At 71.5% G+C, this 18,426-nt stretch carries 17 protein-coding genes; 7 read left to right on the top strand and 10 right to left on the bottom strand.

The genetic code is table 11. The features are described from left to right. Positions 1 to 4 precede the first annotated feature (4 nt). On the top strand, positions 5 to 811 hold the full coding sequence (locus Scani_RS09280; RefSeq protein WP_167538088.1) for a glutamate racemase: 807 nt from the start codon (positions 5 to 7) through the stop codon (positions 809 to 811). A gap of 175 nt (positions 812 to 986) precedes the next feature. Here Scani_RS09280 and Scani_RS09275 read toward each other — a convergent pair whose 3' ends face one another. Both Scani_RS09275 and Scani_RS09270 read right to left on the bottom strand, forming a co-directional pair. After that, complete coding sequence (locus tag Scani_RS09275) at positions 987 to 1,502, bottom strand: GNAT family N-acetyltransferase (protein WP_159472191.1); 516 nt, start codon at positions 1,500 to 1,502, stop codon at positions 987 to 989. A gap of 5 nt (positions 1,503 to 1,507) precedes the next feature. Further along, positions 1,508 to 2,086: a GNAT family N-acetyltransferase gene (locus Scani_RS09270; RefSeq protein WP_159472188.1), complete on the bottom strand. Its 579-nt coding sequence runs from the start codon at positions 2,084 to 2,086 to the stop codon at positions 1,508 to 1,510. 152 nt (positions 2,087 to 2,238) lie between these two features. Here Scani_RS09270 and Scani_RS09265 point away from each other — a divergent pair, with 152 nt between their 5' ends. Beyond that, positions 2,239 to 2,697, top strand: a complete 459-nt coding sequence (locus Scani_RS09265; RefSeq protein ID WP_174872661.1) for a hypothetical protein — start codon at positions 2,239 to 2,241, stop codon at positions 2,695 to 2,697. Between the two features lie 3 nt (positions 2,698 to 2,700). Next, entirely contained in the window at positions 2,701 to 3,738 is a 1,038-nt protein-coding gene (locus Scani_RS09260; RefSeq protein WP_159472185.1) for a hypothetical protein, read from the top strand. Between the two features lie 535 nt (positions 3,739 to 4,273). Here the strand turns inward: Scani_RS09260 and Scani_RS09255 are convergent. Then, positions 4,274 to 5,404, bottom strand: coding sequence for a helix-turn-helix transcriptional regulator (locus tag Scani_RS09255; protein ID WP_159472182.1), 1,131 nt, complete (start codon positions 5,402 to 5,404; stop codon positions 4,274 to 4,276). A gap of 247 nt (positions 5,405 to 5,651) precedes the next feature. Here Scani_RS09255 and Scani_RS09250 point away from each other — a divergent pair, with 247 nt between their 5' ends. The 3 genes from Scani_RS09250 to Scani_RS09240 all read left to right on the top strand — a co-directional run bounded on the left by Scani_RS09250 (position 5,652) and on the right by Scani_RS09240 (position 8,419). Further along, a complete protein-coding gene (locus Scani_RS09250; RefSeq protein WP_159472179.1) occupies positions 5,652 to 5,936 on the top strand; it encodes a hypothetical protein in 285 nt (94 codons plus the stop codon). Between the two features lie 118 nt (positions 5,937 to 6,054). Further along, positions 6,055 to 6,255 carry a hypothetical protein gene (locus Scani_RS09245; RefSeq protein WP_159472176.1) on the top strand — a complete coding sequence of 67 codons (201 nt, stop codon included), beginning with the start codon at positions 6,055 to 6,057 and terminating at the stop codon, positions 6,253 to 6,255. A 103-nt stretch (positions 6,256 to 6,358) separates the two neighbouring features. Then, positions 6,359 to 8,419: a BTAD domain-containing putative transcriptional regulator gene (locus tag Scani_RS09240; protein WP_159472173.1), complete on the top strand. Its 2,061-nt coding sequence runs from the start codon at positions 6,359 to 6,361 to the stop codon at positions 8,417 to 8,419. Between the two features lie 149 nt (positions 8,420 to 8,568). On the opposite strand, the gene Scani_RS09235 is transcribed toward Scani_RS09240, so the two are convergent. Both Scani_RS09235 and Scani_RS09230 read right to left on the bottom strand, forming a co-directional pair. Beyond that, the gene (locus Scani_RS09235; RefSeq protein ID WP_159472170.1) at positions 8,569 to 9,618 is read right to left on the bottom strand and encodes an LLM class F420-dependent oxidoreductase; all 1,050 of its coding nucleotides are present in this window, start codon (positions 9,616 to 9,618) and stop codon (positions 8,569 to 8,571) included. Continuing rightward, positions 9,615 to 11,270 carry a class I adenylate-forming enzyme family protein gene (locus Scani_RS09230; RefSeq protein ID WP_159472168.1) on the bottom strand — a complete coding sequence of 552 codons (1,656 nt, stop codon included), beginning with the start codon at positions 11,268 to 11,270 and terminating at the stop codon, positions 9,615 to 9,617. The genes Scani_RS09235 and Scani_RS09230 overlap by 4 nt, the downstream gene beginning before the upstream one ends. 167 nt (positions 11,271 to 11,437) lie before the next feature. Between Scani_RS09230 and Scani_RS09225 the strand changes: the two genes are divergently transcribed. Further along, positions 11,438 to 12,583, top strand: coding sequence for a CaiB/BaiF CoA transferase family protein (locus tag Scani_RS09225; RefSeq protein WP_159472166.1), 1,146 nt, complete (start codon positions 11,438 to 11,440; stop codon positions 12,581 to 12,583). A gap of 74 nt (positions 12,584 to 12,657) precedes the next feature. Here Scani_RS09225 and Scani_RS09220 read toward each other — a convergent pair whose 3' ends face one another. From Scani_RS09220 to Scani_RS09200, 5 genes are all read right to left on the bottom strand, one after another. Next, on the bottom strand, positions 12,658 to 13,680 hold the full coding sequence (locus Scani_RS09220; protein ID WP_159472164.1) for an ornithine cyclodeaminase: 1,023 nt from the start codon (positions 13,678 to 13,680) through the stop codon (positions 12,658 to 12,660). Continuing rightward, positions 13,677 to 14,726, bottom strand: a complete 1,050-nt coding sequence (locus Scani_RS09215; RefSeq protein WP_159472162.1) for a cysteine synthase family protein — start codon at positions 14,724 to 14,726, stop codon at positions 13,677 to 13,679. The genes Scani_RS09220 and Scani_RS09215 overlap by 4 nt, the downstream gene beginning before the upstream one ends. Positions 14,727 to 14,733: 7 nt before the next feature. Next, entirely contained in the window at positions 14,734 to 15,513 is a 780-nt protein-coding gene (locus Scani_RS09210) for an oxygenase MpaB family protein (RefSeq protein WP_218039168.1), read from the bottom strand. A gap of 165 nt (positions 15,514 to 15,678) precedes the next feature. Further along, positions 15,679 to 16,701 (bottom strand): terpene synthase family protein, encoded by a 1,023-nt coding sequence (locus Scani_RS09205; protein ID WP_159472160.1) that lies wholly within the window; start codon positions 16,699 to 16,701, stop codon positions 15,679 to 15,681. Between the two features lie 96 nt (positions 16,702 to 16,797). Beyond that, positions 16,798 to 18,222: an aldehyde dehydrogenase family protein gene (locus Scani_RS09200; protein WP_159472159.1), complete on the bottom strand. Its 1,425-nt coding sequence runs from the start codon at positions 18,220 to 18,222 to the stop codon at positions 16,798 to 16,800. Positions 18,223 to 18,426: the final 204 nt, after the last annotated feature.

Raw genomic sequence — 18,426 nt, 5'->3', positions numbered from 1 at the left:
CCGGGTGAAGATCGCGCTCATGGACGCGGGGATCGGACTGCTGGCGGCGGCCGCCGCGGTACGACGTCTGCGGCCCGACGCCGATCTCGTCCTCGCCTCCGACCCCGACGGCATGCCCTGGGGGCCGCGCACCCCGCAGGACGTCACGGCCCGCGCCCTCACCGTCGCCGAATCGGCTGCTGCCCGACGCCCCGACGCGCTGATCGTCGCCTGCAACACGGCTTCTGTGCATGCCCTACCCGCCCTGCGCGCCCGCCTGGGTGCTGACCTGCCGGTCATCGGCACCGTCCCGGCGATCAAGCCGGCCGCCGCGGGAAGCGGACCGGTCGCCGTATGGGCCACCCCCGCAACCACCGGCAGCCCCTATCAGCGCGGTCTCATCGAGGAGTTCGCGGCCGACGTACGCGTCACCGAGGTGCCGTGCCCCGGGCTCTCCGACGCCGTCGAGTGCGCGGACGAGGCGGCCATCGGACGTGCGGTCGCCGCCGCGGCGGCGCGTACCCCGGACGAGGTGAAGGCCGTCGTGCTGGGCTGCACCCACTACGAACTCGTCGAGCGGCACATCCGCGAAGCCGTGCAGCGCCCCGGCCGGCCACCACTCGCGCTCTACGGTTCGGCCGACGCGGTCGCCGCCCAGGCACTGCGCCGGATCGGCGAACAGCCCGCCCCCGAGGCACCTGCCCAGGGGAACCTGACGGTGATCCTCAGTGGCCGCGAGGCGGCGCTCCCGGCAGCGGCGCTGACGTACGAGGAAGGCCGGCAACTGCGGGCGGCCGGACCGGCCCGTCGGGAGGCCGTCCATGAGCAGTGAGGGAGAGCAGAGGGCTTTCGTTGCCCTCGCACGCCCGGGCCGCGGCGCGGGAGCCGGCATGCCGGTCAACCGATGATTCGTGCCCCTCTCACGGCCAGCGATCGACACGTTCCACCCACACCGTCCGTCGTCCCTTCCAGCATCATCCTCGGTGCCCGTCCTTGTGCTGTGGCGGTCACCTGATCGTCCGGCGCCATCGGACCTCTCCGTCCTGCCGGTCCTCTGTGGGCGTGAGTCCGCAGGCCGTGGCGACGGCGGCGGACGCCAGGTGGTCGGGGTGGATGTGGGCGAGGACGGTCCGGACGCCCTGGGTATCGAGCCAGGTGAGGAGTCCTTGGGCGGCCTCGGTGGCGATGCCCCGCCCTTGCCACGGGGTTCCCACTACCCAGGCGATCTCGGCGAGGGGGGCTTGGCCGGAGCAGTCGATCGTCGCCTGGACCGTGCCCGTCAGACATGCTGCGTCGCGGAGCCGGATCACCCAGTTGCGCCAGGCGATGTCCGGGTCGGGGGAGTCGGCGACCATGCGTTGACAGCGCGCACGCAGCCCCTGCGGAGTGTCCGGGGTGCCGCCGATGAAGGTGTGCAGGGCCGGGTCGGACAGCGCCGTGGCCATCTCTTCGGCGTGTTCGACGCGTAGCGGCAGGAGGTCCAGCCGCCGGGTCCGAATGGCCTGGACGGGTACGGAAACCATGGTGGTCAGGCCGCTGCCTTGTGCCACTCGCGTGCCAGGAGACCGAAGATGACTGCGTCGTAGCGTGCGTCGGGGTGTGCGGCACCTTCGCGCAGCACGCCCTCCTGGGTGAACCCCAGGCGCCGGGCCACGCCTTGGCTGCGTGCGTTGGTGGTGGTGGTCTCCAGCACCACGCGATGCAGGCCGAGCGGACCGAAGGCGTGGTCGAGCACGGCGGTGACGGCCCGGGTGACCAGTCCGCGGCCCTGGTGGTCGGCGTCGAGCCAGTAGCCCACCTCGCCCGAGCGTGCGGAGCCGTCGATCAACAGGTTGACCGCTCCTACCAGGCGCCACCCGCCTTCCGCCTTCACCGCGATGGCCATCGGCAACTCCGACCCCCGCAGCCACGCCTGCCCCCTTTGCTCCAAGGCCGCACGAGTGGCTTCCGGCGTCGGGCGCCTGTCGAATCCCGGGAAGCGGGCGAGGTGCTCGTAGTTGAGCTCCAGCAGCGCCTGGTACGCGTCCGCGATCGCGACGGTGCGCGGTATCAGGGCGGCGTCGTCACCCAGCGGGCAAGTGAAGAACGCAGTGGTGACGGTGGACATGTCCGGCTCCCGAGTTGGTGGTGGCCGACACCTTAGAGCGGCCGGGGCCGTATGACCCGGGAACCAGCGAACTGGTTTGGGCCTCGTCCGAGCGGTTGCACAACAGCTCCAGGTCCGTGGTCGACGTCCAACGGCGGTACAGAGGGGAACCCATGGCATCGAAGGACAGGCGTGAGGACGAGGAGCCGGAGATCCATATCGGGAATGTGCAGGGCAGCGCGTTCTCTATCGGTGACCACAACACCGTGGTGTCGCCGGTGTCCGGTTCGTCTCTGGACCCTGTGACGAACGAGCTCGCCACGGTGGTCCGAGAGCTCCGTGCCGATCTCGCAAGGGTCCGGCCGACGGCGGAAGTCGACGTTCTGGCAGCGGAGTTGGAGGGTGCGCAGGCCGAGATCGAGCAGACCGGCTCGGTCACGCCGGGTCGGCTTGCCCGGCTGCGCCAGGTGATCGCGCAGGCGCAGGCGGTGGTCGGATTCCTCGCTTCCGGTGCCGCACTCACCCAGGTGATGGGGCGGATCGGTGCTTCACCCCAGATGCCGCCCACCCGCCACACCTCCCCTGGCCCGAGCACCAGTTCCGACGACGACGAATGGCCGGAGTCGGAGTAACCCATGGGAGACATCGCCAAAGGCGTTCTCGGCGGAGCCTGGACGCTGCTCGTGGGCTGGATCCTGCCCACGGCACTGAACCTGGCGCTGTTCTTCGTCACCGTCGCGCCCGGCCTCCAGGGCCTGACGCTGCTGCATCGACTGCGGCCCACGACCGGCGGCGGTTCCGCGCTGCTGTTCCTGACCGGCTCGCTGCTGCTCGGGATCGTCGCCAACGCCTTTCAGAATCCGCTGTACCGCCTGCTGGAGGGCTACCTCTTCTGGCCTGCCGCCGCCTACGAAGCAGGGTGCTGCCGCAGCCGCAGGGCGAAAGCCGACCTCACCGACCGGCTGTCCCTCCTGCGGCTCGAACGCCGGGAGCGGGAGGACGGCGAACTCTCGCCGGAGGACGGCGAACTGCTGGCCCGCCTTCGGGGGCAGCCCCGCACCGAGCGTGCCGCGCGCAGGGACCGGCGACGCACCGCCGCACAACGGGCGCTGGTGCACGAACGCCTCGCCCGGTACCCCGTGGCGGACGACCAGATCGCGCCCACCAGGCTCGGCAACGCCATCCGGCGCTTCGAGGAGTACGGATACGACCGCTACCGTCTCGACACCCAGGTCCTCTGGAACGAGCTGACCGGATGCGTGCCCGACCAGGTGCGCCGACAGGTCGAACTCGCCCGCACCAGCGTCGACTTCTTCGTCGCCCTTCTCTACGGCCATGTCGTCGTCTGCTTCCTGGCCGTCCTGACGCTGGCGACGGCGCGCCCGGACACGTCGATGCTGTGGGGCACGATCGTGCTGCTGCTCCTGCTCGTCCCGGTCTGGTACCGGTCCGCGGTCACCAGTACCGACGAGTGGGCCGCCGCCGTACGGGCCATGGTCAATGTGGGCCGCAAACCCCTCGCGGACGCGATGTGCCTGGTGCTGCCGGACCAACTCGCCAAGGAGCGGGACATGTGGACGATGGTTTCCCGGCTGTCCCGGATTCCTTACCACGAGCGGGCGTCGGCTCTGGACCGCTATCGGGCCGCGGGGCCTCCGTCCGGGCCCCCATAACGGTCCGGGGTGGGGCCCCGGCGGCCGGGTGCGGCCGTTTCGGGCCGGCTTTTCCTCCTGTTCTGGAAGATGTGACTCTCACTTCGTCGACGCGGGGCGGAGCCGGCGGTGGCGAGTTCGCTTGCCTGCCGCCTTCGCGCCCTCGCTGTATTTCCTCGGCGACGCAAAATAGCCACGAGGTCCTGGGGGAAGGATCAAATTGCGTCACGCGAGAAATGAGTGGTCAGGGAGGGGGCGCTTACGGAAGGCTGGGCCTGCCAAGGTCGCGCAAGGGTTGTTGTGGACTTCCCCGGCTCGACCGCGGGAGAAGCGGGATCCACGTTTCGGCCACTCTCAGCGGTTCTCTTGTGGTTGAGGTGTTTTGTCTTCGACAATGTTGTAGAAGTTGACCGAGCGGCTTCTCGTGGTCGGAAGCGGCGCCCGACTCGGAGCGGGCCTGGGCCGGAAAAGGAGACCTGCCCGATGTGCCAGCGACGGCAGGGACAACCGCACCCGGGCCGGGTGGTTGCCCGGACCCGGTGCGATCGGGCGGTCACTAGGAGCAGTGGCACTCAGCAGGTGCGGCGGACGACGAGACGGTGTGTGGTGTGTGGTGTGTGCGTGCGCCGGAGCTCGACTGGGATCCGCCCCCCGCGTGGGGACCGCAGTCAGGGCGTCGGCGCCGGGTCGGTGCAGGCTGCGGCGGCAGCCACTGGCGCTGTACGGCCATGGCGCCGGCCTGAAAGCGGCTGCGGGAACCAAGGCGGTCCATCAGGTTGTTGGCGACCCGGCGCGCGGTCCGGGCCGAGACGCCCAGCCGCTTCGCTATGGCCTCGTCGGTCAGACCCCGGTAGAGGAGGTCCAGCACCTCCCGCTCCTGGGTGGTGAGCCCGTAGGCGTCCTGCGCCGGGGCCGCACCCAGGACGGTGGCCGACGACCAGACGCTCTCGAACAGTGCACACAGCGCGGCGAGAGTGCCCTGGCCGCGCAGGACGACCGCACCGTCCTTGGTGTTCTCCGACTTGGTGGGGATGACGGCGCATTCCTCGTCCATGATGATCATTCGCACCGGCAGTGACGGCGCGGTCCGCACCTCGCCGCCCTCGCTCGCAAGCCACTCGGCGTACGCCGTGGTGTGCGGACTGTTGCGTACACTGTCCAGATATATGGTCCGCAACTGGACGCCGCGCGCCAGTAGTTGCTGGTCCAGGGGCTTGGCGGCCAGCAGGCTCTCGGGTGAGTGCCCGCCGTTCGGTGCGAAGCACATCACGCTGCGCCGCACCGTCCGGCTCAGTACGGCGAGCTTCTCCCGGATCGCGTCGATGCCGACGAGGTAGGTGCCGCTCGGCTCGGCCGTCGACGGGTGGAGTTCGGCGTACTGGGCAATGAGCTTCGCGGCGGCGGCGCGCGAGGCTTGGACTTTCGATTGCTGAACGGCCAATTCCGCTTGTTGTCGGGCCAGGAGAAATTCCAAGCCCAACTCCGGTGACACGGCTCTGAAGTGCGTTCCGCTTTCTTCCGGGGCGTGCACCAGGGCCAGCCCGCTGAGCGAATCGAGGGTCTCACACACCTCTTGTTCCAATAGACCGGTCGCCTCGGCGATCGCAGATATCCCGGAGCCGGGACGGGCGAGCATGCACCTATATACCGCCTCCGAACGGCTGTCCAGACCCAGCAATTCCAGCATTGTGTGCCTCCTGAACTGTGGACTCGGGAAGATCATGGCATAAGGCCCGAACAGCGGGCCGAACAATTATCGGCTGGCCGGAACCGGCCATGGGGGGCGGGCTTGTCGGCACACCTGTCCACTCGGGAGGCTTGACGGTATGCATCTGATCCATGCTCACTGGCGTGCTCTGCCTGAGCAGCAAACCCCCGACAGCCTGAGGGCCTGGTTGAAGGCATCGGCTGTCCCCGCCGACGCCCTTGAGCACGTGAGTGTGCACCCGACCGGACCCGGCCGGCTCACCCTCGGGCTGTTCCACGCCCTGCCGCGGCTGCGCGATGCCGAACGGGCCGCGCTGCGCCTCTCCCGGCGTGCCTGTGACGACGGACCGCTGCGCGCCTACACGCTGCTCTCCTGCGGCTCCGTCATGGTGCCCTGCTACCACAACCTGCTCCTCGCGGAGACCCCCGACACGGGCGAGGACGGAACGGGACAGGACCGATTCCGGCCAGGGGCGAACACTTGGGATCCCTCGGGTCCGCGGCAAGACTGACGGCACACACACCACATCGCTGGTGAAGAACCTTTGCGTGATGCGCCTTTCGGCCGACCACCCGAGCCGCCGTGACGGCGGTGCGCATCACGCATCTGTGAGCTTCAGGGGGAGAACCATGAGCCGTCGTACCTGCCGCCGTGCCGCATGCACCGCCGCGGTCACCGCCGCCGTCGCGCTGTCTTTCGCATGCGCCCAGAGCACCGCCCGGCCCGGCCGGGCCCACGTCCGCACCACCGCCTCGGCGCTGCCCGGCTCCGTCGTGTGGGACGCGCCCTCCGCCGACGGCGGGCCGGACAAGTCCCTGGTGTGGGACTGAGCCGCTCCGCATCCGAGTCGATCGTCCGTCGGTGGCCGGACCTCGTCCGGCTGCCGGCGGCAGCCTTGTCCGCCGAGAGGAACCGCACGTGCTTGGTTCGCAGATGAAGCTGGTTGCGAACAGAGATGGACACAGAGACATCGGGACGCTCATCCGCGGCGCCCGGGCCCGCACCGGCGTGAGCCAGCGGGTGGTCGCCGAACGATCGGGCATCAGCCTGCGCACCCTGCGGGAGATCGAGCAGGGCCGCGTCAGGTCCCCACGGGCCAGTTCGCTCCAGAGGCTCGCCGAAGTCCTCAGCGAACCGGAACTGTTCACCTATCTGCCGGGCACCTCACCGCAGGGCGAGGCCGGCTACACCGACGACGATCCGCTGGTCCTGCGCGTCCTGGGCCGGCTCGCGGTCTCCAGGGGCCCGGTCGAGCTGACCGCGGGGACACCGAAGCAGCAGAGCCTGCTCGGCCTGCTGGCCCTGCGGGTCCATCAGGTGGTCGACCGTGACGAGATCATCGACGTCCTGTGGGGCGACGACATCCCGGACTCCTTCGGCCAGTTGATCCACACCTACGTCTACCGCATCCGCCAACTGCTGGAGATGCACGCAGGACCCGACGGCGCACAGCCCCTGCTCGTCCGCCGCGCCACCGGCTACGAGCTGCAGATGCCCGACGACGAACGGCTCGACCTGCTGCGGTTCCGCCGGCTCGTCCGCGAGACGGGCCGGGCCCGCGCGGCGCACGACCCCGAGGCCGAAGTGCGGCTGCTCGATACGGCGTTGTCCCTGTGGTGGGGACCGGTGCTGGAGGGCATGGGCGAGAGCCTGCGGGGCCACCCGGTCGCCGTCGAGTCCGCTCAGCAGCGGGTGGCGTCGGCGCTGCGGCTGGCCGACCTCGTACTGCCGCGGGGGCAGTACGAGTCGGTCATCGACCATCTCGGTCCGATCGCGCGGAGCCACCCCCTGCACGAGGGGGTGCACGCCCGGCTCGGCACCGCCCTGGCCGGATCGGGACAGCGGGCCGCCGCACTGGAGATGTTCGCCGCCATCGACCGGCGCCTGCGGCATGTCAGCGGCATCGGCGCGGGTGAGGAGCTGCGCACCGCACAACTCGCCATCCTGCGGACGGACGAGGAGCGCGTCCCCGTCCGTGCCGTGTTCCGTGCGCCGGCGGGTGAGCCGGTCCGCCCGTTCCAGCTCCCGTCCGGCATCCGTGACTATGTGGACCGGCCCGAACAGCAGCGGATCCTGCACCACTTGACCGGACGGGGGCCGCAGGTGTCGTTCGGCGCGGCACCGATCGCCGCGCTGTACGGCCCGGCCGGTGTCGGAAAGTCCATCCTCACCGCGCGGGTGGCGACCGCCTCCCGGCCGGCCTTCCGTGACGGCATCCTCCACGGCGAACTGCGCACCGGCTCCCCGGACGAGGTCCGTGCCCTGCTGGGGCGGTTCCTGAGGGCGCTCGGGGTGCCGGCCGAGTCGGTGCCCGACGGGCTGCCGGGACGGAGCGCCCTGTACCGCGGGCTGCTCGCCAAACGGCAGGTGCTGGTCGTCATCGACGACGCGGCGGACGAGCAGGCCGTACGGCCGCTGGTGCCGGGCGGGGTGACCAGCGCCCTGCTCCTCAACAGCCGGGTGCCGTTGTCCGGTCTCGAAGGCGCGCGGCACTTCCGGGTCTCCCCGTTCGGCGACGACCAGGCACTCACGCTGCTCGCGCATCTCGCGGGGCAGGCGCGGGTGCGCGGTGAGCGCGACGCCGCCGCCCGGATCGTCCGGCTGTGCGGAGGGCTGCCGCTGGCGGTACGGGTCGCGGGCATGCGGCTGGCGGCACGGCCGCACTGGACGCTGTCCCGGCTGGCCGACCGGCTGGAGGACGAGGTGCACCGGCTGGACGAACTGGCGATGGGGGACCTCGACGTACGCGACCGGCTCGGGCGTGGTCGGCCGGTCCTCGAACCGGTGGTCCGGGAGGCGTTGCGCAGGCTCGCGGACGCCGCCGGTGCGTTCACCATCGCCTCGGCCGCCGAGGTGCTGGGACGCCCGGCCAGGGAGGCCGAGGACGTCCTGGAGGCCCTGGTCGACCAGCAGTTGCTGGAAGGTCCGGCCCGGTCCGGAGGGGAGTACGCCTTCCTTCCCCTGACCCGCATCCATGCCAGGGAGCCGGTCTGACCGGTACGCACCGCACACCGGCCGGCCGGCCCGGTGACCGCCCCGGAGGGGCGCACCGGGCCGGCCGGCGTACTCCCGGCGGCGGGAGGCCGGGCCCCGTCCCCGCGCCGGGGCGGCGGGGGACCGGTCCCGGCCGGCGGTGAGCGCGATCAACCGCACAGGTCCTTCAAGCGGGTCAGCAGGGCCGCCTCCGTCTCGCCCTCCGCCGGCACCGGAGCGACCTGGAGGTGGGTGACACCGGCCTCCCGGTAGGCGGCGAGCCGGTCCTTCACATAGCTCTCCGGGCCACAGATGGTGGTGGCCTCCAGCAGCCCGGCGGGCACCGCCGCCGCGGCCCCCTTGCGGTCGCCCGCCAGGAAGAGCCGCTGGATCGCCTCGGCCTCGCGGGCATAGCCGTAGCGGCAGACCAGGTCGTAGTAGTAGTTGTGGCCCGGCGCTCCCATCCCGCCGATGAACAGGGCGAGTTGACCGCGGGCGCGCTCGCGGTGGCGGGCGGCGTCGGGGCCGATGGCGAGCAGTCCGCCGGCCGAGATGCTCAGCGGTCCGCGACCGGGGCCGCGGGCGGCGGCGCCGGCCCGCAGACTCGGTCCCCAGACCTGGTCGCACCACTCGGGAACGAAGAACATCGGCAGCCACCCGTCGGCGGTCTCCGCGGCCATCCGCACGTTCTTCGGGCCCAGGGCCGCGACCCAGACCGGCACCTCGGGCCGCACCGGCGCGGTCAGCAGGCGCATCGGAACACCGAGACCGCTGCCGCCCCGGTCGCCGTCGGGCAGCGGAAGCCGGACGGTGCGGCCGTCGTACGTCACCGGCTCGTCCCGCCGCCAGAAGGCGCGCATCACCTCGATGGTCTCGCGGGTGCGGGCCACCGGAGCGTGGTAGGGCACCCCGTGCATGCCCTCGACGACCTGCGGGCCGGAGGTGCCGATGCCCAGATGGGCGCGCCCTCCTGACAGGGCGTCGACCCCGGCCGCGGTCATGGCGAGCAGGGCGGGCGTCCTGGTGAAGACCGAGAGGATGCCGGAGCCGATCTCCACCCGGCCGGTGCGGGCCGCGAGGTACCCCAGGAAGCTGGGGGCGTCGAAACCGTACGCCTCCGGTACCCAGACGAGGTCGAGCCCGGCGTCCTCGAGTGCGCTCACCTGCCGGGCGGCGGCGACGATGTCACCGTCGTAGCGCAGTTGCATCGAGATCTTCATGACGCTCCCGGCGAGGTGGTGTGGACGACGGCGGGCGGTTCGGCATCGAGGCGCTCGTAGCCGCCCTCGGCGACCCGCTCCTGCACCCGGAACTTCTGGATCTTCCCCGAGGCGGTGAGCGGGAACTGCTCCGCCAGGAACCACCGGGCCGGGATCTTGTGGGGCGACATCCGCTCGCGGCACAGCGCGACGAGCTCCGCGAGGTCGATCCGGGCGCCGGCGGCGGGCCGGAGCACGGCGGCGACGACCTCGCCCCACCGTTCGTCGGGAACGCCGACCACCACGGCCTCGGCCACCGTCGCGGCCGTACAGAGCACCTCTTCGACGGCGACGGGCGAGATGTTCTCCCCGCCGCGGATGATGATTTCGTTGAGCCGTCCGTCGATGCGCAGGGCGCCGGTCGCGTCCATCGAGCCGAGGTCGCCGGTGTGCAGCCAGCCGTCGGCGTCGACCTTGCGGCCGGTGGCCTCGGGGTCACCGTGGTAGGCGAGCATCTGCTGATAGCCGCGGGCGCAGATCTCGCCCTGGACGCCCAGCGGCCGGACCGCTCCGGAGCGCGGGTCGACGATCTTGACCTCGGCGTGCGGCAGTGGCCGGCCCACCGTGCTCGTCTTGGACCGCGCGGAGTCGTCGGGGCGGGTGAGGGTGAGCACCGAAGCGAGTTCGGTCTGACCGTAGAGATTGAAGACGGTGGTCGAGAAGAGTTCCTCGGTCTCGCCGATGAGCCGGGCGCGGACCGGCGCGGCACCGGTGAGGACGGCGGAGAGCACCGGCCGGTCGGAGTCCTGCCCGGCCACGTCGTTGAGGGCGGTGAGCACGGTGGGCACGCTGGTCAGTACACTGCCGGGCGTCTCCCGCAGCACATCGAGCAGCAGCTTGGGGCTGAACCGCTCCAGCAGGGTGAACGTGCCGCCGCTCCACAGCGGTCCGAGGCAGGAGATCACACAGCCCGCGGTGTGGAACATGGGCAGCGGCGAGACGACGTTAGCCCCCTCCCGGACGCCGAGCCCCGCGAAGGTGAAACGGGAGACGTTCACCACGGCGCGGTGCGACAGCAGTACCGCCTTCGGCGCCCCGGTCGTGCCCGAGGTGAACTGCATCTGGGCGGGCACACCGGCCGCGGTGATCTCGTCGTCGGACGGCAGGGGGGCCGACCCCTTGAGGCTCTCCCACGCGCCGAGCGACACCACATGACGCAGCGTCGGCAGCGCGGCCGTGACCTCGCGCACCACCGCGGCCATGTCGTAGTCGCGGCTGCGGTCCGCGTACACCAGCATCGCCGGATCGGAAACACGCAGTGCGTGTGCCAGTTCCCCGGCGCGCAGGGTCGGATTCAGCGTCACCAAGGTCACGCCGGCCAGTGCCGCGGCGTATTCGAATATCGGCCACTCGGGAATGTTGGGCGCCCAGAGGGCCACCCGGCTTCCCAGGGGTACACGGTCGCGAATTCCGGCCGCCACGTGCTCCGCTTCGGCCAGGAGCGCGGCGTAGGTCCACAGGCGCCGGGGGCCGCCGTCCTCCGGGACGCCGGCCAGCGCGAGCGCCTCGCCGTGCGCCGCCGCGGTGGCCCGCAGCAGGGCGCCGACCGTGAGTTCGCAGAGCGGGACCGAGTCGTCCGGTGGACGCAACGAGGTGCCGAGTCCGGTGGGCATACGGGCTCCTTGCGATGAGTGAAATCGAGGTGTGGACGATATTTTGCGGGCGCATCATTCCGGCGGAGCCCCTTTTCCGGAAAGGGGCAGCAATTCATTCAGTTCCGTTCCAGATGCCGGTTCCGCGGCGGCGTTAATGTGCGTCCATTGATTCCTGGGGAGTTCTTATGACGGAGATTCCGGCGGACGGCCGGCCGGGCCTGCACGACCTGCGGGTGCTGGACCTGTCGAGGCTGCTGCCCGGTGGCTTCGCCACCGTGCTGATGGCCGACCTCGGCGCCGATGTCATCAAGGTCGAGAGCCCGGGCGACGGGGACTACGGCAGGCTCGTCGACCCCGACGCCTTCGCCGCGCTGAACCGCAACAAGCGCTCGCTGGTGCTCGATCTGCGCGAGGCCGAAGGGCGCCGGACACTGCTGCGGCTCGTCGAGCGCAGTGATGTGGTGGTGGAGAGCTACCGGCCGGGAGTGCTGGCCGGCATGGGTCTGGGCTACGAGCGGTTGCGCGCCGCCAACCCCCGGATCGTGCTCTGCTCCATCAGCGGTTTCGGCCAGACCGGGCCGTACGCCTCCCGCCCCGGACACGATCTCAACTTCCTGGCGCTGTCCGGGTTCTTCGCGGTGCCGCACCGTACGGAGGGCAGTGTCGACCGGGTGGGGGTACGGGTCGCGGACCTGGCCGGCGCCATGTACGCCGCCTACACCACGGTCGTCGCGGTCTCCGCGGCCCGGGCCACCGGCGCGGGACGGCACCTGGACGTGTCCCTGCACGAGGCCGCCACGGCCTGGTGCGGCCCGCTCGCACTGCCGTTGCTGCAGTGCGCGGACCCCGTCGACAGTCCGCTCGTCACCGGCGACAACGATGTGTTCACCGCCGCGGACGGCGGCCGGATCGCGCTGGCCACGTTCGAGGACAAGTTCTGGCGCACCTTCCGTACCGCCCTGTGCGACGAGTTCCCGGCGCTCGCCGACGACGCGTACGACCGCAGGGCCGAGCGCACCCGCGCCAAGAAGAGGATCAGGGCGCTGCTGACGGAGGTGTTCGCCCAGCGCGACCTGGCGTGGTGGACGGCCACCCTGTCCGGCCTCGACCTGCCGTGGGCGCCCGTCTACGAGTCGGCCGAGGAGCTGCTGACGGACGAACACATCCGCGCGCGGGAGCTGGTGGGCACCCTGCCCGGCTCGGCGGACGCCCCGCCCCGCCGGCAGGTGCGGTTCCCGGTGCTGTGCGGCGACGACGTCGACTCGCTGCGCCGGCCGGCCCCCGCCCATGGTGAACACACCGCCGAGATCCTGGCCGCACTGGACGGCTGACAGACCATTTCCCTCCCCCGAAACCGTAGGGCCCCGTCGACGACGGGGCCCTACGGCGTTGCCGGCCTCGAAGATCAGCGCGGGAGCGCCAGTCCGAGACCCCGCTCCACGGCCGCGGCGTGCACCGCCGCGGCCACCGCGATGTCGTGCACCCCCATGCCGAACGGGTTGATCACCACACGCTCCTGGGTACCCACCGGCCACGCCGCCGGATCGGCGAGCAGCGTCGGCAGATCGGCGTCCACCGCACGGCCCTTCTCGGGAGCCTCGGTACCGGGGGCGCTCACCCGGCCCGCGCGGGCCAGCACACCCAGCAGCCGGTGGTCGTCCGCCACCACCAGCTCCCAGTTGTCGACGAACAGACGGTCGCAGCCCAGCAGCAGGCTCTCCGCCGCGTCGTCGAGCGAGACATTGACGAAGGCCGCTCCGGCCGGCACCCAGTCCAGCTCGACATAGGGCTCGGTGGTCGTGGTCACCGCGACCGTGAGCTGGGCCCGCTCGACCGCGTCGCGGGCGTGGCCGGCGACGCGGAACGTCAGATCCGGGCGGGCCCCGCGCCACGACGCGGCACACTCCTGTGCCCGGGCGCTGTCCTGGTCGTAGAGCGTCACCTCGCTCAGGGCCGGGCACGCCTCGGCCAGCAGCTCCAGATGGACCTCTGCCTGCCGGCCGCAGCCGAGGAAGGCCACTTGTGTGATGCCGCCGGGCGCGCGGACCGCCCGCACCGCGGCGACCGAGACACCGGCGGTGCGCAGCGCGCTGATCCGGGCGCCCTCCATGAGGCACATCGGGCGCGCCGTCTCCGGGTCGTTCAGTACGATCAGGCCGGCGGCGCGCGGCAGACCGGAGCGGTGGTTGCCGAGCGAGGCATTGATGATCTTGCAGCCGTAGCTCCCCGCCGCCCACCCGGGCAGGACGAGGCTGCGCGCGGAGTCGCCGCCCGGCGTGGTCCAGCGCAGGGCGGCTTCCGGCGCCAGCCCGGCCTCGTCGCGGGCGAACGCCAGCAGGGTGTCGTGGACGATGTCGACGACGGGCAGCTCCGCGCAGATCCGCGCCACGTCGGCGCCGTCGAGATACGTGATCGGGGTGGTGGTCATGTGCCTGTACTTCCTCCGGGAGGTGAGCTGCCGGGGCGGGAGCGGCCCAGCAGGTCCAGAGCCACGACGGTCTCGTCGTCCGCTCCGCGTGCGAGGGAGGGGCCCTGGTCGAGCCGGGGGTACTTCTCGCCGCTGTCCGGGCAGACGACGGCGATCTCCGCCAGGCCCGGATCGTGCAGGGCACGTACCAGCGAGGCGAGGACGGCCGCTCCGGCGCTGCCACCGATCGACAGACCGGTGCGCGCCTCGATGAGCGTGCAGGCGGCCGCGGCGTCCTCGTCGCGGAGCCGGACGAGGTGGTCCCAGTGGTGCGGTGCGACGAATCCGGACGGCCGTCCGGAGCCGAACCCGGCCAGTTTGAAGGGGCGTTCGGCGACCGGCCCGCCCAGTGCCGCCGAGCCGACCGCGTCCACCGCGATGATCCGGGCCGCCGGCAGTTCCTTGCGGAAGTACCGGGCGATGCCGGCGAGGGTCCCGCCGGTCGAGACCGCCACGGCCACCGCGTCGTAGGCGCCGCCCGGCGCCGCTGCCACCAGCTCCACGGCGGTCTGCGTCTCATGGACGCGCGGGTTGGCGGGACTGCTGTACTGATCGGTCCACACGGCGGTGGGGTCGCGGCGCAGGATCTCCTGCACCGCCGTCAGCCGGGCGTCGAGCGTCCTGCCGCCCGGCACCTCGTCGACCACCACGACGTCCGCGCCGTGGGCCGTCATCCGCTCGACGCTGCTGTGCGGGGTGCTGGGTTCGACGACCAGGGTGCAGGAGTAGCCGCGCGCCGCACAGAGTCCGGCCAGCGCCGTTCCCAGGTTGCCCGAGCTGGACTCGACGACCCGGCAGCCGGGGCGGAGCGCGCCGGTCGCCTCCAGGGCGGACAGCAGTGCCTCGGCGGTACGCGCCTTGATGGAACCGAACGGATTGCCGGCCTCCAGCTTGAGCCAGAGCCGCACCGTGCGCTCACCGAGCGGCACGAGGACGGGCTCCAGGGGAGTGCCGCCGGTACGAATGGCAGCGACGGCGGGGAGGGGCGGCGATGCGAAGTGCGTCATATGTGGGTCACTCCGTGAGGCTTTCGGCGGGGGCACCCTTGGCGTCCGCGCCCGGCCGGGTGACATGGCGGGGCCCGATGTCGCTGATCCGGTAGCCGTGCGGATAGCCCGGATACGTCCGGGCGGTCGGCCGGGTCATCAGGCGTGCCATCACCGTCGGCGCGAGACGCTCGGCCCGCGCGTGGCCGCGCAGTCCGAGCACATGGAGGGCGCGTGCCCAGGGCGGGGGCGTGGACATCCCCAGGGCGTGGCGGGCCGTGTCGTCGAGCCGGCAGGGCAGGGTGGCCCGCACCACGGCGCCGACCGGGCGCGGGTACCAGGACGAGTAGAGGTCCATGATCTGGGTGCCGACGCGGTGGTTGCTCGGCACCCGGCGGAACGACGCCCGCTCGAAGTCGCGGTTGAACCGCTCGAACTCGTCGTAGTCGGACGGCAGGTCATGGATGTTCATCCGGCGCCCCACCTCGACGAAGAAGTAGAAGGCAGCCAGACGTTCCGTCTCGGTGGTCCTGCGCCAGGCCCACCGGTCGATCCACCGGATCGGCTCGTAGATGAAGGTGGACAGCACATAGCGCATGTCGTCGTTGTCGATGGTGAAACGGCGGTGCGCCTGGTTGATCTGACGCAGCGCCTGGCGGCCGCGCTCGGAGTCGTATCCGCCGCGGACCATCTCACCCAGCAGGATCCGGGTGTCGTCGTACCGCTTCTGGGCGTGCCGGGCGAATTCCCCGCTGCCGTCCAGCACCGAGGAGATGCTGGGCACACAGCAGGTACGCCAGATGGCCACTTCGAGGCCTCTGCCGTAGTCCCACGGGAATTCGCGGTCGGAGGATATGCGGTGGATCTGCTCGTGATCCGATTTCGGATCGAGTGAACGCAGTTGTCTCAGGGTGGCGTACCGGTCTCGCATTCCGTACCTCGATCGCAAGGGGGAGGGGCGCGACGGGCCCCGTCAGAGGGGGGTGGATCCGGTGGCGTTCGAGCCCTCCAGCCGCGTCGGATCGAAGCGGTGGGTCTCGAAGCGCCACTGCAACTGGCCGCTGAGCCAGCTGCGCAGGCCCTCGACATGCCGGCGCAGCATGCCGAGGTCGGCAGGGGAGAGCTCCGCTTCCAGGGCCGGCCCCGGGAACGAGCTGCTGAGCTCGGTGAAGCGGTCGAAGCGGGCCTGGACCATCTCCGCGACCGCGTTCGCGGCGGTCTGCAGATCGGTGCCGTGCTCGTGCCGGTGGACGAGGACCAGGTTGTGCGGATCGCTGAGCAGCGCTTCCTTCTCGCAGGAGAAGAGGTCGTTCGTCCACAGGTCGGCGTCGGAGAGCGCCTGGTTCATCTCGGTGAACTCGGGCAGCCGGTAGATCTCCTCGGGGATCTCGGCGTGCGTGGTGACCTCGATGAGGTCGAGGTAGGGCATCAGCGCGCGGCCGCGGTGCTCGATGTACTCCGCGAGGCCGGGCACCCGCCCGGTGCGACGGTTCTCCGCCTCCCAGACGCAGGTCTCGAAGAAGGCGCCGATGTGCCCCGCGAGCCGGGCCCGCCAGGTGTCGGAGGTGTACGGGGCGGTGCGCCGCCACAGGTCGGCGTAGGCGGGCCGGAACGCCCGGGTGATCGAGGCGTCGACGGCTGCGGTGGGGCGGTCGTCGACGGTGCCGTCGGCCGGAAGCCAGCCGAGCACCTCGTCGCACACCGCACGCAGCCGCTCGGGCTCCAGTCCGAGATCGGTCTCGTCGAACTGGTCGTCCAGGACCAGCATGCAGCTGATCCAGTCCGTGACCAGCGCGAGTTCGACCGGGCCGGAGTGCGGATACGCCCGCGACATCAGCGTGCCGAGCAGTGAGCGTTCGTGGTGCCGCCGGGCGGCCTCGTCGGGCACCAGGCCGAAGCGGCGGACGAAGGCCCGGGTGCTCTCCTCCACCTGTGCGGTGAAGGGGCTGATCCGGGGAGGGAACTGGGCGTGCAGCTGCGGTATGTCAAGGGACACGGTGTCACCCGTCGTTGAGGCGTGGGAGTACGGAGATGCGTGGGAGTGCGGAGGGGAAGGTGCGGGGCGGCGCGGCGGCAGGGGGCCGGCGCCGGGTCAGGAGGGCAGTTGGAGCGACTTGAGCTCCTGGAACTCCTGGATTCCGTGGCGCCCGAGTTCGCGCCCGACCCCCGACTGCCGGTAGCCGCCGAACGGCGCGGCGGGGTTGAACGAGGCGTCGTTGATGTCGACCTGTCCGGCCCGCAGCCGGCGCGCCACGGCGGTCGCCCGCCCGGTGTCGGCCGACCACACGGTGGCCGCGAGGCCGTACCGCGTCGCGTTGGCCTGCGCCACGGCGTCGGCGTCGTCGTCGAAGGGGTGCACGGTCAGCACCGGCCCGAAGATCTCCTCCTGGGCCGGCGGGGAATTCGGGGGCACCTGCGTCCATGCGCTCGGTGTCACATAGTGGCCGAGGGACGGTGCCCGGTCCCACGACGGCCCGGCCACCTGTCGCGCGCCGGACCGTTCCGCCGCGCGGAGGTATCCGAGGACGCGGTCCCGCTGGGCGCGTGAGGCCAGTGGCCCCAGCCGGCAGGCGGGATCCATCGGGTCGCCGGGCACATACGCGGCGAGCACCGAACGGACCACGTCCAGCGCCTCGTCGAGCCGCGCCCGGGGGACGAGCAGCCGGCTGCGGGCCGAGCAGGTCTGGCCCGCGTTGTGCAGCGCGCCGTGGGCCGCGTCGGTGACGGCGGTTTCGAGGTCGGCGTCGGGGAGCACCACCGTCGCCGATTTGCCGCCCAGCTCCAGGCAGACCTTCTTGACGCCGAGAGCCGCGGCGGAGCCGACCTCCCGGCCGGCCGCGAGCGAGCCGGTGAACGAGACGACATCCACCCCGGGGTCCGCTGCGAGGGCCCGGCCGGCCTCCGTCCCACGGCCCGGGACCAGGTTGAACACCCCTGGCGGCAGGCCCAGCGCGTCGATCAGCGTGGTGAGGAAACAGGCGGACAGCGGGGCGAGTTCGCTGGGCTTGAGGACGAGTGTGCAGCCCGCGGCCAGCGCCGCGCCGACCTTCGCCACCGCCTGGTGCAGCGGATAGTTCCACGGGGTGATCGCGGCGACCACCCCGGCGGCCTCTCTGACCACGAGGGAGTGACCGATCCGCTCCTCCCCGTCGGCGGCCAAGGCATCGGCGTAGGACTCCAGCACCTTGACCGGCAGCCCCACCTGCACCCGCCGGGAGAACGAGAGCGGAGAGCCCATCTCCCGGGTGATCAGGCCGGCCATCTCCGCCTGGTTCTCGACCAGCAGGTCCCGCAGCGCCCGGAGATGAGCGGCGCGTTCGGGGGCCTCGGTCGCGGCCCAGGACGGGAAGGCGGCCCGTGCGGCGTCGACGGCGCGCCGGACATCCCGTGCGTCACCGGCGGCGACCCGTCCGACGATCTCCTCCGTGGCGGGATTCTCCACGGCGATGGTCTCGTCCGCGGCGGGTCCGGTCCACCGGCCATCGACGTAAAGGGAGTCAAGCGGCAGGGATTCCATGGCCTGGGAAATTCTCCTCGAGGAGCGAATGCCGTGCTTTCGATGTCGAGCAAGCCAAACGATTACGCACGGACGGCTCGGGCGACTGGAGACAACCTGAATGAGGAACTGCCCCTGTACGGCGGCGAAGACCACGCCCCGGCAATTGCGGTTACCGTACCGATTCGGCATTGGCCGGTCGTGTTTGCTTTTTGATGGAGAGGC

The sequence above is a fragment of the Streptomyces caniferus genome (genome assembly GCF_009811555.1).
Lineage (GTDB): Bacteria > Actinomycetota > Actinomycetes > Streptomycetales > Streptomycetaceae > Streptomyces > Streptomyces caniferus.
The sequence above is the reverse complement of the archived record's forward strand: the minus strand, read 5'-3'. Positions and strand labels throughout refer to the sequence as shown.

Bases quoted from the DNA above. Each gene is read 5' to 3' on its own strand.
- Scani_RS09270 (WP_159472188.1), bottom strand. From the start codon at position 2,086: ATGTCCACCGTCACCACTGCGTTCTTCACTTGCCCGCTGGGTGACGAC.
- Scani_RS09225 (WP_159472166.1), top strand. From the start codon at position 11,438: ATGACGGAGATTCCGGCGGACGGCCGGCCGGGCCTGCACGACCTGCGG.
- Scani_RS09200 (WP_159472159.1), bottom strand. From the start codon at position 18,222: ATGGAATCCCTGCCGCTTGACTCCCTTTACGTCGATGGCCGGTGGACC.
- Scani_RS09245 (WP_159472176.1), top strand. From the start codon at position 6,055: ATGAGCCGTCGTACCTGCCGCCGTGCCGCATGCACCGCCGCGGTCACC.
- Scani_RS09240 (WP_159472173.1), top strand. From the start codon at position 6,359: ATGAAGCTGGTTGCGAACAGAGATGGACACAGAGACATCGGGACGCTC.
- Scani_RS09220 (WP_159472164.1), bottom strand. From the start codon at position 13,680: ATGACCACCACCCCGATCACGTATCTCGACGGCGCCGACGTGGCGCGG.
- Scani_RS09265 (WP_174872661.1), top strand. From the start codon at position 2,239: ATGGCATCGAAGGACAGGCGTGAGGACGAGGAGCCGGAGATCCATATC.
- Scani_RS09230 (WP_159472168.1), bottom strand. From the start codon at position 11,270: ATGCCCACCGGACTCGGCACCTCGTTGCGTCCACCGGACGACTCGGTC.
- Scani_RS09215 (WP_159472162.1), bottom strand. From the start codon at position 14,726: ATGACGCACTTCGCATCGCCGCCCCTCCCCGCCGTCGCTGCCATTCGT.
- Scani_RS09255 (WP_159472182.1), bottom strand. From the start codon at position 5,404: ATGCTGGAATTGCTGGGTCTGGACAGCCGTTCGGAGGCGGTATATAGG.
- Scani_RS09235 (WP_159472170.1), bottom strand. From the start codon at position 9,618: ATGAAGATCTCGATGCAACTGCGCTACGACGGTGACATCGTCGCCGCC.
- Scani_RS09275 (WP_159472191.1), bottom strand. From the start codon at position 1,502: ATGGTTTCCGTACCCGTCCAGGCCATTCGGACCCGGCGGCTGGACCTC.
- Scani_RS09260 (WP_159472185.1), top strand. From the start codon at position 2,701: ATGGGAGACATCGCCAAAGGCGTTCTCGGCGGAGCCTGGACGCTGCTC.